The organism is Aestuariivirga litoralis, from assembly GCF_003234965.1.
In the GTDB taxonomy this organism is placed as follows: Bacteria; Pseudomonadota; Alphaproteobacteria; order Rhizobiales; family Aestuariivirgaceae; genus Aestuariivirga; species Aestuariivirga litoralis.
This window is the reverse complement of the sequence record NZ_QKVK01000003.1, coordinates 1-13,772: the sequence shown is the minus strand read 5'-3', so window position 1 is coordinate 13,772 and position 13,772 is coordinate 1. Positions and strand designations below refer to the sequence as shown.

General features: G+C 66.5%; 14 protein-coding genes. 8 read left to right on the top strand and 6 right to left on the bottom strand.

All coding sequences use genetic code 11. From position 1 onward, the window contains the following. Positions 1-20: 20 nt before the first annotated feature. The 4 genes from DK847_RS07270 to DK847_RS07255 form a co-directional block, all read right to left on the bottom strand. A complete protein-coding gene (locus tag DK847_RS07270; RefSeq protein WP_111197350.1) occupies positions 21-206 on the bottom strand; it encodes a twin transmembrane helix small protein in 186 nt (61 codons plus the stop codon). A 93-nt stretch (positions 207-299) separates the two neighbouring features. Beyond that, the gene (gene rlmN / locus DK847_RS07265) at positions 300-1,493 is read right to left on the bottom strand and encodes a dual-specificity RNA methyltransferase RlmN (RefSeq protein WP_111197348.1); all 1,194 of its coding nucleotides are present in this window, start codon (positions 1,491-1,493) and stop codon (positions 300-302) included. 60 nt (positions 1,494-1,553) lie between these two features. Beyond that, positions 1,554-2,294: a phosphodiester glycosidase family protein gene (locus DK847_RS07260; RefSeq protein WP_111197347.1), complete on the bottom strand. Its 741-nt coding sequence runs from the start codon at positions 2,292-2,294 to the stop codon at positions 1,554-1,556. Between the two features lies 1 nt (position 2,295). Continuing rightward, positions 2,296-2,814 (bottom strand): invasion associated locus B family protein, encoded by a 519-nt coding sequence (locus DK847_RS07255; RefSeq protein ID WP_111197345.1) that lies wholly within the window; start codon positions 2,812-2,814, stop codon positions 2,296-2,298. Positions 2,815-2,972: 158 nt separating this feature from the next. Between DK847_RS07255 and DK847_RS07250 the strand changes: the two genes are divergently transcribed. The 4 genes from DK847_RS07250 to rbsK all read left to right on the top strand — a co-directional run bounded on the left by DK847_RS07250 (position 2,973) and on the right by rbsK (position 8,100). After that, positions 2,973-4,640, top strand: coding sequence for an acyl-CoA dehydrogenase family protein (locus DK847_RS07250; protein ID WP_111197343.1), 1,668 nt, complete (start codon positions 2,973-2,975; stop codon positions 4,638-4,640). A gap of 117 nt (positions 4,641-4,757) precedes the next feature. Beyond that, positions 4,758-5,588, top strand: a complete 831-nt coding sequence (locus DK847_RS07245) for an SDR family oxidoreductase (protein WP_111197341.1) — start codon at positions 4,758-4,760, stop codon at positions 5,586-5,588. Positions 5,589-5,781: 193 nt separating this feature from the next. Next, positions 5,782-7,002, top strand: a complete 1,221-nt coding sequence (locus tag DK847_RS07240) for an argininosuccinate synthase (RefSeq protein ID WP_111197339.1) — start codon at positions 5,782-5,784, stop codon at positions 7,000-7,002. Positions 7,003-7,185: 183 nt separating this feature from the next. After that, complete coding sequence (gene rbsK / locus DK847_RS07235; protein WP_111197338.1) at positions 7,186-8,100, top strand: ribokinase; 915 nt, start codon at positions 7,186-7,188, stop codon at positions 8,098-8,100. A 49-nt stretch (positions 8,101-8,149) separates the two neighbouring features. On the opposite strand, the gene DK847_RS07230 is transcribed toward rbsK, so the two are convergent. Next, the gene (locus DK847_RS07230; protein WP_111197336.1) at positions 8,150-8,596 is read right to left on the bottom strand and encodes a hypothetical protein; all 447 of its coding nucleotides are present in this window, start codon (positions 8,594-8,596) and stop codon (positions 8,150-8,152) included. 72 nt (positions 8,597-8,668) lie between these two features. Continuing rightward, the gene (locus DK847_RS07225) at positions 8,669-9,496 is read right to left on the bottom strand and encodes a polyphosphate kinase 2 family protein (protein ID WP_111197334.1); all 828 of its coding nucleotides are present in this window, start codon (positions 9,494-9,496) and stop codon (positions 8,669-8,671) included. A gap of 161 nt (positions 9,497-9,657) precedes the next feature. On the opposite strand from DK847_RS07225, the gene DK847_RS07220 reads away from it, so the two are divergent. The 4 genes from DK847_RS07220 to DK847_RS07205 all read left to right on the top strand — a co-directional run. After that, on the top strand, positions 9,658-10,386 hold the full coding sequence (locus tag DK847_RS07220; RefSeq protein ID WP_111197333.1) for an LOG family protein: 729 nt from the start codon (positions 9,658-9,660) through the stop codon (positions 10,384-10,386). Positions 10,387-10,388: 2 nt separating this feature from the next. After that, positions 10,389-12,059: an MBL fold metallo-hydrolase gene (locus DK847_RS07215; RefSeq protein ID WP_111197331.1), complete on the top strand. Its 1,671-nt coding sequence runs from the start codon at positions 10,389-10,391 to the stop codon at positions 12,057-12,059. A gap of 45 nt (positions 12,060-12,104) precedes the next feature. Further along, on the top strand, positions 12,105-12,941 hold the full coding sequence (locus DK847_RS07210; protein WP_111197329.1) for a MurR/RpiR family transcriptional regulator: 837 nt from the start codon (positions 12,105-12,107) through the stop codon (positions 12,939-12,941). Between the two features lie 75 nt (positions 12,942-13,016). Next, positions 13,017-13,772: J domain-containing protein (locus DK847_RS07205; RefSeq protein WP_146256069.1), on the top strand; the 756-nt coding region annotated here is incomplete at its 3' end.

The window sequence follows — 13,772 nt, the reverse complement described above, 5'->3', positions numbered from 1 at the left end:
CGGAAGGTGGATTTCAAGCCTTACCGATGGGTGAAATAGAAGGCGGCCATGAGCACCACGATGGCGACGGCCTGCAACCCCACGCGCCAGCGCATCAGCTTCTGCGAGGTGTTGGCGGAGCCGCGCTTGAACATGTTGGCGAGGCCCAGCAGCAGAACGACCGCCACCGCCGCCGTCGCAATGTAGCTCAGATACTGGAAGAACAAGGCGGGCTCCGGAATTCTCGATGTGATGGCCAACCCATGGCGGCAGCACGGGTTCGCGTCAAGGCGCGAAAGCGCGCGGCGGCTGGCGCAGGCCTAAGCCCCCGCCTGCAGCGCCAGCCGCTCCTTGGCGCGGAGCTTCTGGCTCTCGCTCTTCAGCTGCCCGCAGGCCGCCATGATGTCGCGGCCGCGCGGGGTGCGCACCGGCGAGGCATAGCCCGCCCGGTTCAGCACCTCGGCGAAGGCCTCGATGGTGTCCCAGTCGGAGCACTCATACTGGGTGCCGGGCCAGGGATTGAAGGGGATCAGGTTCACCTTGGCCGGAATGCCCTTCAACAGCTGCACCAGGCGCTTGGCATCCTGCAGGCTGTCGTTGACGCCCTTCAGCATCACGTATTCGAAGGTGATGCGCCGCGCGTTGGAGAGGCCGGGGTATTTGCGGCAGGCATCGAGCAAGTCCTTGATCGGGTATTTCTTGTTCAAGGGCACGAGCTTGTCGCGGATCTCGTCGGTCGTGCCATGGAGCGAAATCGCCAGCATCGTGCCGATTTCCTCGCCGGCGCGCGGGATTTCGGGGACGACGCCCGAGGTCGACAGCGTGATCCTCCGCTTCGACAGCGAAATGCCCTCGCCATCGGAAACGATGTCCATCGCATCCTTGACGTTGGCAAAATTATAGAGTGGCTCACCCATGCCCATGAGCACGACATTGGTGATGTAGCGCCCGCCCAGCGGCGGCGTCGGGTTGGCCTCGATGTCCTGCGGCCAGTCCTTCACCCGGTCACGCGCCGTCATCACCTGTGCCACGATCTCGCCCGCGGTGAGGTTCCTCACCAGCTTCTGCGTTCCGGTGTGGCAGAAGGTGCAGGTCAGCGTGCAGCCGACCTGCGAGGAAATGCACAGCGTGCCGCGGTCTTCCTCGGGAATATAGACCATCTCGACTTCGTGGCGGGCGCCGCGCTCGTCGGGGGCGAGCTTGAGGAGCCACTTCTTCGTGCCGTCGGTCGAGGTCTGCTCGGTGACGATCTCCGGCCGGCCGATGACGAACTCCTCGTCCAGGCGCTGGCGCAGCTCCTTGGCGATGTTGGTCATCTCGGCGAAGGACGTGACGCCGCGGTGATAGAGCCAGTGCCACACCTGGCCGGCGCGCATGCGGCGCTGCTTGTCGGGCACGCCGGCACGGCCCATGGCCTCGGCGAGGCCCTCCCGCGTCAGGCCGATGAGCGAGGGGCGCGGGTCGTTGGGAATGTAGCGCGGCGGCGCCTCAACAGTGGACAGGATCGTCGTCATGGACCGGGCCCATAGCATGAAATCGAGCGGAAATGCGAGCGAAGCCCTGAAATAGGGGCTTCAGGGGCCCTTGACCAGTGCCACGATGGGGCCGAGCGGTGCGAAACCGTCGCTCCTGCCCAGATCCGGGGCGTGCAGGCTGGAGATCGAGCCATCGAGGAACAGCGCATTTGGCGCCTTCAGATGGTCACGGAACAGCCGGGCGAAGGAATGGAAGTTCACCCAGCCGTCGCTGATGACGAAGACGAGGGTGTGGTCGTCGGGTGCCCCCACGCCATTCCGGCGCTGCAGCGACGTGCCGGTCTCGGAGAATTTCGGGTGGATGCTGCCGTCCACCACCAGCATCGGTCCCGACTGGCTGGCGAATTGCGGGCGAAGTCCGGAGCGGGCGAAGGCCTCCGTCTCCATCACCCCGCCGCGGCTGCCGTCAATGAAGAACACGCCATTGGGCTTGAGGTGGAAGTTGCCCGGTCCGCCGCGGCGGTTGAGCTTCTTCAGTGTCCGCCCCTCCTCGACATAGAGGCCGATGGGCCGCAGGTCCTCGCCATACATGCCGGCGTTCATGGCGAAGACCAGGCTCTCGCCCTTGTCCTGCAGGTCTGCCGAGAGGGCGGAGAACGAGCCATAGGGCTCGCCCTGCTCGTCGAGGCTGAACAGCCGCAGGTGATCCTGCCGCAGGTCGAAGCGGCAGACGGTGTAGCCGTTGCCCTCGTAGCTTTCCCGGGCGCAGCCCGCCTCGGCCTGCGCCGCACCCAGAAGCACTGCAAGCACGATGAGCCAGAGCCTGGAGGCTCCGCCCATGCTACTTGCAGGCCTTGTCGATGGCGGCGAGCGCGGCGGAGATGCCCTGCAGCGAATAGGTGTCTTCCGTGGTCTTGCCGCGCCACGAGGTGCCCTTCACCTTGAGCGACTTGCCGCCCTTCATCGCGGCGACGATCTTCTTGTCGCTGCCGGTGTCCACCCAGGCGGTGTCGCCCTTGGAGAACATCTCGTAGGCCTGGTCGTCGATCGTCAGCTTGACGGGTTCACCTTCCTTGAAGGGATAGCCGATGATGGTCGAGACCTCGCCCTTCACCGGCGGCTTGCGCCCCGGCATGTTGGTGACGAGGAAGAAGGCCGGATCGCGCTTCACGCCCTTCGGCTCCGTCGCCTTGGGGGCGGAGGAGACATAGCAGACCTTGGAGTCGGCCGCGTCATAGCTGTAGGCCGTCCAGTCCTCGAAGGCCCCGATCTGCTTGGGTTCGTTCTCCGCCAGGCCAACGCCCGCCGTGAGGGTGAGAAGGGTGATCCCGAGGACACCCGTGCGCCGTAACTGATTCATGCGGAAACCTTAATCGTGGCCGAGGCGGAAATCCAATGATGGACGATTCCGGCCCAATTTTGGCGGATGCCGACCCAAGGGCGGGCTGGCCGGATGGATTATTGCAGTGCAATAGGCATTGGGCTAGCGTTTGCCATCATTTGTGAGGGATTTCGATCATGGCGGCAGTGGAAAGCGAAGTGTCTTCAACGGTTTGCGTGGCCCACCTGGTGAGCCATCTCGACCAGGCGGCGACCGTTGTCGAGACCCTTCTTGCCAAGGCCAAGGCACGTCTGGCGGCGCGCGTCATGCCGGGCGGCAAGATCAATTCGCGCCTTCTGGACGAGGAACAGCATGCCGCCCACGGCCTCGCCTGGCTTGCCACCTATGCCGCGACGCTGCGCGAACTGGCCAATCATGCCGGCCGCCTCGAGGCCGGGGGCAAGCTCCGCGAGACCGAGCAGCTGACCATCCAGATCGCGGCTGGCGAATACCTGAACCATGTCGCCGGCGGCATTCCCATGAACCAGGGCGAGTTCCTGCGCCTCACCGAGCTGGGCCTGACGCGCAGCGAGACGGCGGGCCTGCATGACCTCGTGCTCACCGAGCGTGGCAACACCGCAGCGGCGCGCCGCCGGCTGGTCGAACTCTTCGCCGACGGCAATTTCGGCTCCTCCGGCCTCGACGAGACGCTGTCGGAAATGCGCGAGACGATGCGCCGCTTCATCGAGACCAAGGTGGCGCCCAACGCCCACCAGTGGCACCTCGACAATGCCTATGTGCCGATGGAGATCGTCCAGGAGCTCGCCGAGCTCGGCGTCTTCGCGCTCACCCTGCCGGAGGAATATGGCGGCCTCGGCCTGTCGAAGGAATCGATGTGCGTCGTTTCCGAGGAACTCTCCCGCGGCTGGATCGCGGTGGGCTCGCTCGGCACGCGTGCGGAAATCGCCTGCGAGCTGATCCTGTGCGGCGGCACCAAGGAGCAGAAGGAGAAGTGGCTGCCGAAGATCGCGTCCGGCGAGATCCTCCCCACCGCCGTCTTTACCGAGCCGAACACCGGCTCCGACCTGGGCTCGTTGCGCACCCGCGCGGTGCGCGATGGCGATGTCTACAAGGTGACCGGCAACAAGACCTGGATCACCCACCCCGTGCGCGCCGACGTGATGACCCTGCTCGCACGCACCAACCCGGACGAGACGGGTTACAAGGGCCTCTCCATGTTCCTCGCCGAGAAGCCGCGCGGCTCGGACGACAACCCCTTCCCGGCGAAGGGCATGAGCGGTGGCGAGATCGAGGTGCTCGGCTATCGCGGCATGAAGGAATACGAGATCCGCTTCGAGGATTTCGAGGTTGATGCCTCGAACCTGCTGGGTGGCATCGAGGGCCAGGGCTTCAAGCAGCTGATGCAGACCTTCGAGGCGGCGCGCATCCAGACCGCGGCGCGGGCGGTTGGCGTGGCGCAGTCAGCCCTCGACATCGGACTGAAATATGCGAAGGACCGCTCGCAGTTCGGCAAGCCCATCGTGAATTTCCCGCGCATCGCCGACAAGCTGGCGTTGATGGCGGCGGAAGTGATGGCGGCCCGCCAGCTGACGCTGTTTGCGGCGCGCGAAAAGGATGCCGGCCGCCGCTGCGACCTCGAGGCCGGCATGGCCAAGCTCCTGGGCGCCCGCGTCGCCTGGGCAGCCGCCGACAATGCGCTGCAGATCCACGGCGGCAACGGCTTCGCGCTCGAATACCAGATCAGCCGCGTGCTGTGCGATGCCCGCATCCTGAACATCTTCGAAGGTGCGGCCGAAATCCAGGCCCAGGTGATCGCGAGAAGGCTGCTCGAAGGCGGGAATTGAAACGACATCCCTTCCCCTTCATCATGCCCGGGCTTGTCCCGGGCATCTTTTTCGGGATTGGCAAAGAGGATCGCCGGGACGAGCCCGGCGATGATGACTCAGAGAGAGTTTGCACGCATGACCCGCACCATCCTCATCACCGGCTGTTCCACCGGCATCGGCTGGACCTGCGCGCTGGGCATGAAGGCGCGGGGCTGGCGGGTCTTCGCCACCGCGCGCCGGCCTGAGGACCTGGCGCGGCTCGCAGCGGAAGGCGTCGAGGCAATCTGTCTCGACTATGCCGACCCTGCCTCGGTCACGGCCTGTGCGCATGAGGTGGCGGCGCGCACCGGCGGCAGGCTCGATGCGCTGTTCAACAACGGCGCCTTCGGCCAGCCAGGGGCGGTGGAGGATTTGCGCCGCGAGGTGCTGGAGCGGCAGTTCGCCTGCAACGTCTTCGGCTGGCACCAGCTGACGCGCGACTGCCTGCCGCTCATGCGCGCCAATGGCGGCGGCCGCATCGTGCAATGTTCTTCCGTGCTGGGCCTCGTGGCGCTCAAGTGGCGCGGCGCCTACAACGCTTCCAAATTCGCCATCGAGGCGCTGTCGGACACGCTGCGCCTCGAACTGCGTGGCTCCGGCATCTTCGTGTCGCTGATCGAGCCCGGCCCGATCACCAGCAAGTTCGTCGAAACCTCGCTGAAGAATTTCGAAGCGAACATCGACGAGGCGGCCTCGCATTACGGGCAAGCCTATGCCCGGCAGCGCGCCAGGCTCGGCCGCGGCGGCTCGGCGCGCTACAAGCTGGGCCCGGAGGCAGTGCTGGAAAAGCTCGTGCATGCCGTCGAAGCACCCCGCCCCCACGCACGCTACTATGTGACGCGGCCGACCCACTACATGGCGATCGCCCGCCGCATCCTGCCGCAGCGGGTGCTGGACTACGTGCTCGACAAGGCCTCCGACCAGTAGTCTTCGGCGAGCCACGCGGTTCCGCAAGCCCTGGCCGCCCCCTGCGGGGGCATGGCGTGGAAACCGGACGCGCCAGGCCCACCACCGCCTCCCATGGCGGCGGCAGAGTACCCGGCAGCCATGCGTGCCCACCCGTTGCGGGTTGAACCCCTCACGTGATAGGTGGCGGCTAGCGAATTCCAACGGGTGCCTCATGTCCAAGCAGAAAGTGAAGAAAGTCGTCCTCGCCTATTCGGGAGGCCTCGACACCTCGATCATCCTCAAGTGGCTGCAGACGGAATATGGCGCCGAAGTCGTCACCTTCACCGCCGATCTCGGCCAGGGCGGCGAACTCGAACCCGCCCGCAAGAAGGCCGAGATGCTGGGCATCAAGGACATCTACATCGAGGACCTGCGCGAGGAATTCGTGCGTGACTTCGTCTTCCCGATGTTCCGCGCCAATGCCGTCTATGAGGGCGTCTATCTGCTCGGTACCTCGATTGCCCGTCCGCTCATCGCCAAGCGCCTGATCGAGATCGCGGAAGAGACCGGCGCGGACGCCATCGCCCATGGCGCCACCGGCAAGGGCAATGACCAGGTGCGCTTCGAGCTCACGGCCTATGCGCTCAACCCGGACATCAAGGTCATCGCCCCCTGGCGCGAGTGGAATTTCAAGAGCCGCACCGACCTGATCGAATTCGCCGAGGCGCACCAGATTCCCGTCGCCAAGGACAAGCGCGGCGATGCGCCCTTCTCGGTCGACGCGAACCTCCTGCACTCGTCCTCGGAAGGCAAGGTGCTGGAAGACCCGTGGGTGGAGCCGCCGCCCTATGTCTACCAGCGCACCATCGCGCCGGAGGATGCGCCCGACAAGGCCACCACCATCGAGATCGAGTTCCTCAAGGGCGATCCCGTCGCCATCGACGGCGTGAAGATGTCTCCCGCCACCATCCTCACCGAGCTCAATCGCCTCGGCCACGACAATGGCATCGGCCGCCTCGACCTCGTGGAGAACCGCTTCGTCGGCATGAAGTCGCGCGGCGTCTACGAGACGCCCGGCGGCACCATCCTTCTCACCGCGCATCGTGCCATCGAGTCGATCACGCTCGACCGCGAGGCGGCGCACCTGAAGGACAGCTTCATCCCGAAATATGCCGAGCTCATCTATTACGGCTTCTGGTTCAGCCCGGAGCGGGAGATGCTGCAGGCGGCGATCGACAAGAGCCAGGAAAACGTCGAAGGCACGGTGCGCCTCAAGCTCTACAAGGGCAACGTCATCGTCGTCGGCCGCAAGTCGAAGAAATCGCTCTACAGCGACGCCCTCGTCACTTTCGAGGATGACCGCGGCGCCTATGACCAGAAGGACGCGGCCGGCTTCATCCGCCTCAACGCGCTCCGCCTGCGCACGCTGGCGGCAAGGAAGCGGAATACGTAGCGCAACCCTGTCCCCAGGATTTTCCCTCCCCCTTGTGGGGAGGGGCAGGGGTGGGGGTCGTGCCGCGGGCAGGCTTTCAATGCATTCGCTCCGGCATCACCCCCACCCCTCCCTCCCCACAAGGGGGAGGGGGGTTCTTTGCAAGGTTCTGACGTCACACCGCATTCAAACAGGAGGCCTCGCATGACCATCGCCGTCGTCGGCAGCATCAACATGGACGTGACGGCCTACATGTACCGGCTTCCGAAGCCGGGCGAGACGCTGCACGGCAAGGACTACATCGTGGGCCTCGGTGGCAAGGGCGCCAACCAGGCGGTGGCGGCGCGGAAGCTCGGCAGCGAGGTCGCCTTCATCGGCCGCATCGGGGCTGACGATTTCGGCAAGGGGGCGGAACGCGCGCTCGCCGCCCATGGTCTCGATCTCTCGCTGATCCACAAGGACCATGACGGCGCCACGGGCATCGCCATCATCAATGTCGGCGAGGGCGGCGAGAACTATATTTCCGTCATTGCCGGCAGTAATTTCCGCGTCGATGCGAGCGACGTCGAGAAGGGCCGCGCCGCGCTCGAACAGGCGAAGGTCCTGCTGCTCCAGCTCGAAGTGCCGCTTGAGGCCTCGCTCGCCGCCGCGGCCATCGTGCGCGAACGCGGCGGCACGGTCATTCTCGACCCGGCCCCGGCGAAGGATCTCGATGTTTCCGTTCTCAGGGCCGTCGACATCATCACGCCCAACGAATCCGAAGCGGGCCTCCTTCTCGGCTGGCAGCCGCAGACGCCGGCAGAGGGCCTCAGGGCCGCGAAGGAACTTCGCGCCCGTGGCGTGAAGACCGCCGTCGTCAAGCTCGGCGGCAAGGGCCTCGCGGTGGCGGGCGAGGGCATCGAGAAGATCCTGCCTGCCTTCAAGGTCACCCCCATCGACACGGTCGCGGCGGGAGACAGCTTCAACGGCGGCCTCGCCCATGCACTGGAACAGGGCCAGGGCATCGAGATGGCGCTGCGCTATGCCGCCGCCTGCGGCGCGCTCTCGACCACGAAGAAGGGCGCCGCCGAGGCCGCGCCGACGAGCACCGAGGTCGAAGCCTTCCTGTCGCGCGCCTGATTCCCGTCGTCTGCCGCGCACGATGGGGCAGACGGCAAGCACCGCGCGCCTAGTCCTCGGCGCGGTAGAGCTGCTGTGACAGCGCATACATGATGGACGTGCTCCAGGCGAAGGCGAAGAGGCCGGTCACCGCCATGGTCACCTCCAGCAGCTGCCAGCGCAGCGGCAGCGTGTCGCTGTCAAAGCCCACCGTCGTGTAGGTGCTGCCGGCCAGCAGCACGGCCTTGTGGATGTCCTGCATGATTCCGGGGAAATACAGGAACAGGGACCAGATGTAGATCTGCAGCAGGTGCGACATCAGCATCACGAGAATCGCGGCGAAGAAGAAGACATGCGCAGCGAGGTTCCGCTTCTCCGAAACCATGGCCCTGACCTTGCCCTTGAAGACGGTCATCACCATCGTCACGGTGCTGCCCTGGACGGAGAGACAAAGCAGCAGCGCGGCACAACCGATGACGACCGCTGGTCCGTTTATGATGTTGTGGGTTCCGTCCATTTTTGCCCCCTGCCACCCTTTGCCGGGTTGGTGGGCAATTGCCTTCGGCTTGTCAAGCGCCGTCGGGTGCCCTCACACCACCTTCACCGTCTTCGGGTCCCAGCCCTTCGGTTCGGGATATTTCGGGTTCATCTCCTCCAGCGTCTCGCGCACGATGCGCGAGATGGCGGCATTCCTCACCCAGTTGCGGTCGGCGGGGATCACGTACCACGGCGCATGGTGGGTGGAGCAGCGGGTGAGCGCCACCTCATAGGCCTTCATGTAGTCATTCCACAACGCCCGGTCTTCGAGGTCGGAGGGATTGAACTTCCAGCGCTTCTCGGGGATCTCGATGCGCTCGGTCAGGCGCTCGGCCTGCTCATCCTTCGAGATGTTGAGCATGAACTTGAGGATCTTCGTGCCATTGTCCGAAAGCATCTTCTCGAAGGCGTTGATCTCGTCATAGCGCTTCTCGATTGCCTCGGGCGGTGCGTAGCCCCTGACCTTCACCACCAGCACGTCCTCGTAGTGGGAGCGGTTGAAGATGCCGATGAAGCCCCTGGGCGGGCAGGCGTGGTGCACCCGCCAGAGATAGTCCTGGGCGAGCTCGTCTGCCGTGGGTGCCTTGAAGGGCTGCACCTTCACGCCGATCGGCCCGCAATGGTTGAACACCGCCCGCACCGTGCCGTCCTTGCCCGAACAGTCGATGCCCTGCAGGATCACCAGCAGTGCCCGCTTGCCCTCGGCATAGAGCTTGTCCTGCAGCGCGTCGATGGCGGCGGCATCGCGCACCGTGTCGGCCTTGGCGGCATCCTTGTCGCTGAAGCCGTTTGCGGCCCTGGGGTCGCAATCGGCCAGCCTGAAGCTCTTGCCCGGCTTCACCATGTAGCGCTCGCCGAAGGCCTTGGGTTTCTCCGCCATCTTCCCCTCCGTCACAAAGCGGTCATCCTGTCATGGGCGGGGCCGGATTTCCACCCTCGGGCACCGGCCCTTGAAGCAGGGCCCCGGCTGCCCTATCCCTGTGCAAACGACGCCCGCGCATCAGGATTTTCCGCAACGTGACTGATTCCAACAAGGCCCAGATGGCCGCCGCCGCCTACCGCCTTCCCGCCATGGACCAGGATTTCCTGCTGGGTGACACCACCCGCGGCCTGCGCTTCCAGCTCGAATACCAGAAGGCGGAGGAGCATCTGCGGAAGTGGGGCGTGGCCACCACCGTCATCGTCTTCGGCTCGGCCCGGGTGAAGCCGGGGGAGAAGAACGGCTGGTATGACGCGGCGCGCGAATTCGCCCGCATCTGCTCGGAGGAGGGCGGTGCCAAGCTCGAGCACAATGGCCCGCGCCAGAACGTGATCGCCACCGGCGGCGGGCCCGGCATCATGGAGGCGGCGAACCGCGGTGCCCATGATGCGGGTGCCCCCTCGATCGGCTTCAACATCACGCTCCCCATGGAGCAGGAGCCCAACCCCTATTCGACGCCGGACCTGACCTTCCGCTTCCATTACTTCGCCATGCGCAAGATGCACTTCGCCATCCGGGCGGCGGCGCTCGTCGTGTTTCCCGGCGGCTTCGGCACCATGGACGAACTGTTCGAGATCCTCACGCTGCGCCAGACCGGCAAGATGGACGACGAGCTTCCCGTCGTGCTCTATGACTCGTCCTTCTGGAAGAACCTCATCAACTTCCAGCATTTCGTCGACACCGGCATGGTGGGCAAGCGCGACCTCGATCTCTTCGCCTATGCCGATACGCCGCGTGAGGCGTGGGAACAGCTGATCAAGCGCGGCCTCAAGCGGCCGGGAGTGGAGTGAGCATGCCGATCCGTCTCAAGTTCCATGGCGCCGCGCGCACCGTCACCGGCTCCTGCTACCTGCTGGAAACCGATCGCGCCCGCGTGCTCATCGACTGCGGCATGTTCCAGGGCTCGAAGACCGAGCGCGAGCTGAACTACCGGCCATTTCCCTTCGATCCGGCCTCGCTCACCGCCGTCTTGCTGACGCATGCGCACATCGACCATTCGGGCCTGCTGCCGAAGCTCGTCAAGCACGGCTACCGGAACCGGATCCACTGCACCGAGGCCACCGTCGATCTCTGCGCCATCATGCTTCCCGACTCAGGCGGCATCCAGGAAATGGAAGTGCGGCAACTCAACCAGCGCCGCGCCAAGCGCGGCCAGGAAGAGGTGCAGCCGATCTATACGCTGGAGGATGCGCTGAAGGCGGTCGAGCATTTCGACGGCCACCCCTTCGAGACCTGGATCAGTCCCGCCCCCGGCATCCGCGCCCGCTTCTGGAACGCCGGGCATCTGCTGGGCTCCGCCTCGATCGAGGTGGAGGTGGAGCAGGAGGGCAGGAAGCCGCTGCGCCTGCTGTTCTCCGGCGATCTCGGCCCCGACAACAAGATGCTGGAACATGATCCCACGGCCCCTGCCAATTTCGATTTCGTCATCTGCGAGTCGACCTATGGCGGGCGTGACCGGTTCGAGCGCAGCGAGGAGGCCCGCCGCCTCATCCTCGCGGGCGAGGTGAAGGAAGCCGCGAAGAAGAAGGGCGCACTGCTGATCCCGTCCTTCGCGGTGGAGCGCACGCAGGAGCTCGTCACCGATCTCGTCAAGCTGATGGACGCGGGCGAGATTCCCAAGGCCAACATCTTCATCGACAGCCCGCTGGCCTCGCGCGCCACCGCCATCTTCGTCAAGCATGCCGGCGAGCTGCAGCATGGTGGCGACCTCACCCGCGCCTTCACCTCGCCCTATGTCCGCACCACCGAGAGTGTGGAGGATTCAAAGGCGCTCGCGCGCTTCACCGGCTTCCGCATCATCGTCTCGGCCTCCGGCATGTGCGAGGCGGGGCGCATCCGCCACCACCTGAAGAACCATCTCTGGCAACCGTCCACCACCGTGCTGCTGGCGGGGTTCCAGGCCGAGGGCTCGCTCGGGCGCATCCTGGAGGATGGCGCGAAGACCGTGACCATCATGGGCGAGACGGTGGCGGTGAAGGCGGCGATCCGCGGCATCGAGGATTATTCCGGCCATGCCGATGGCCCGGAACTGGTGCAGTGGGTGAAGGAGCGGCTGCCCATCGGCCGCTCGATCTTCCTCACCCATGGCGAGGAGCAGGGCCAGCGCGCCCTGGCGGAGGACCTGCGCGGGCTGGGCATGGCGCATGACTGCATCCTCATCCCGTCGCTCGACTCCGTCTATGATCTCTCGGGCGAGGCCTGTGCCTTCGTGGCGGAGGAAACCCATCCGCGCATCGACCCGACCATGGTGGCCCGCTTCGACAGCCACAACGACATGGCGGACCTGATCCTCGACATCAAGGAGGCGGTCGACAAGGCAGGCGACGAGAAGTCGCGCGCCGTCATCCTGCGCCGATTGCGCCGTGCGCTGTCCGGCGGCGATGGCCCCGCTGCCGACGCCATGCGCCGCCGCCCGCCGGTCTCGGGCCCGTCGCGGCGCAGCCGCGGCTGGGACGAGGGCTGATCGCGGCCCATTGGAACGATCGCGGTTTCATGGAATATTCGTTCCATGACCGAGACCCTCTCGCCCCCGCGCGATTTCGCGGCGCTCAAGCTGCAGCTTGCGGCGCTGGCCGGCACGCTGCCCAAGCGGCTGCTGCAGATCGCGGGCTTCGCCATCGACCATCCGGACGAGATCGCCTTTGGCACGGTGTCGTCGATCGCCGAGCAGGCGGGGGTGCAGCCCTCGGCGCTGGTGCGCTTCGCCCAGGCGCTGGGCTACCAGGGCTTTTCCGACATGCAGGAGGTGTTCCGCTCGCGCCTGCGCGAGCGCATCCCGAATTATGACGAGCGCCTGCAGCAGCTGCGCCAGCACGCGCCGGACACCTCGCAGCCCAATGTCATCCTGCATGGCTTCTGCGAGGCCTCGGCGCGTTCGCTCGCGGGCCTGCAGGAAAAGCTCGACCCCGCCGCCCTCGACGGCGCGGTGGAGGATCTGGCCCGGGCCGAAACCATCTACCTGGTCGGCCTCCGGCGCTCCTTTCCCATCGCCTCCTACATGGCCTATGCGCTGGGCAAGCTGGGGGTGCGGGCCACACTGGTCGATGCGGTGGGCGGGCTTGCCGCCGAGCAGATCACCTTCGCCACGCGCCGGGACGCGGTGCTGGCCATTTCCTTCACGCCCTATGCGCCGGAGACCCTGAGCCTCGCCCGCGCCGCGGCGGAGAAGGGGGTGCCCGTCATCGCCCTCACCGACAGCCCGTTTTCGCCGCTGGCGCAGATCGGCGGGCGCTGGATCGAGATTTCCGAGGCCAATTTCGAGGGCTTCCGGTCGATGGCTGCAACCCTGGCGCTTGCCATGACGCTGACGGTGGCCATCGCCGGGCGGCGCGCCCCGCCGGGGTGAGGCCGGGGGCCCGAATTCCGCCGCGAAGTTGGGGGATGAGGCGCGAGCCGAGCGGCAAGGGGCAGTTCCACGTCGATGACCACCATTCCTGACCATTACGCAGCCCTGGGAATCGATCCCACGGCCGATCCGGAGGTGATCACCGCCGCCTATCGCGCGCTGGCCAAGAAGTTCCACCCGGACACGGGGTCTGCCGCCGGCACGGCGGATGCCGCCCGTTTCGACGCGGTCCAGCAGGCCTATGAGGTGCTGCGCAACCCCGACACCCGCCACGCCTATGACCTCGAGCTGCTCGCCGCCACCGAGGCGGAGCTCGAGGCGCACATCGCCTCCAAGCGCCGCGTCGTGCTGCGTGAGCGCACGGCGGAACAGGCAAGGGCCACCGCTTCGCCACCGCCGGACCTCGGCGACATCCGCCCCGAACCCGCTGCACCGCCCCGGGGCCGGCCCGCGCCGCGCCGCAGCGTGCTGCCCTTCGCCGTTCCGCTGCTGCTGGTGATGCTGCTGGGCGGGGGTGCGGCCTGGCTGTTCCTGCCGGAAGGGCCTGCCGCCCCGCCGCTGCCCGGCGCGGTGAGCCAGGAGGCCGCGGCCGTCACCGAACCCGCCGTCCGCACCGAACCCGCCGCCCCGCCGGAGGATGCACCCGCCACCCCGCCCCCCGCGCCGGAGCAGACGGGCGCCCAGCCCCCGGCACAAGACCAGGCCAGTGCCGAGCCCCCGGCAGGGGACCCCTCCGGCACCGAGCCCCCGGTCTTCGGCGCCAGCGCCACCGAGGGCGCGGCCCCCGCCGCGGCCCCCGCCCAGCCCACGCCCCCGCCGGAGCCCGCCTCC

Bases quoted from the DNA above. Each gene is read 5' to 3' on its own strand.
- DK847_RS07210 (WP_111197329.1), top strand. From the start codon at position 12,105: ATGACCGAGACCCTCTCGCCCCCGCGCGATTTCGCGGCGCTCAAGCTG.
- DK847_RS07255 (WP_111197345.1), bottom strand. From the start codon at position 2,814: ATGAATCAGTTACGGCGCACGGGTGTCCTCGGGATCACCCTTCTCACC.
- DK847_RS07215 (WP_111197331.1), top strand. From the start codon at position 10,389: ATGCCGATCCGTCTCAAGTTCCATGGCGCCGCGCGCACCGTCACCGGC.
- DK847_RS07225 (WP_111197334.1), bottom strand. From the start codon at position 9,496: ATGGCGGAGAAACCCAAGGCCTTCGGCGAGCGCTACATGGTGAAGCCG.
- DK847_RS07230 (WP_111197336.1), bottom strand. From the start codon at position 8,596: ATGGACGGAACCCACAACATCATAAACGGACCAGCGGTCGTCATCGGT.
- DK847_RS07220 (WP_111197333.1), top strand. From the start codon at position 9,658: ATGGCCGCCGCCGCCTACCGCCTTCCCGCCATGGACCAGGATTTCCTG.
- DK847_RS07240 (WP_111197339.1), top strand. From the start codon at position 5,782: ATGTCCAAGCAGAAAGTGAAGAAAGTCGTCCTCGCCTATTCGGGAGGC.
- rbsK (WP_111197338.1), top strand. From the start codon at position 7,186: ATGACCATCGCCGTCGTCGGCAGCATCAACATGGACGTGACGGCCTAC.
- DK847_RS07245 (WP_111197341.1), top strand. From the start codon at position 4,758: ATGACCCGCACCATCCTCATCACCGGCTGTTCCACCGGCATCGGCTGG.
- DK847_RS07260 (WP_111197347.1), bottom strand. From the start codon at position 2,294: ATGGGCGGAGCCTCCAGGCTCTGGCTCATCGTGCTTGCAGTGCTTCTG.
- DK847_RS07250 (WP_111197343.1), top strand. From the start codon at position 2,973: ATGGCGGCAGTGGAAAGCGAAGTGTCTTCAACGGTTTGCGTGGCCCAC.
- rlmN (WP_111197348.1), bottom strand. From the start codon at position 1,493: ATGACGACGATCCTGTCCACTGTTGAGGCGCCGCCGCGCTACATTCCC.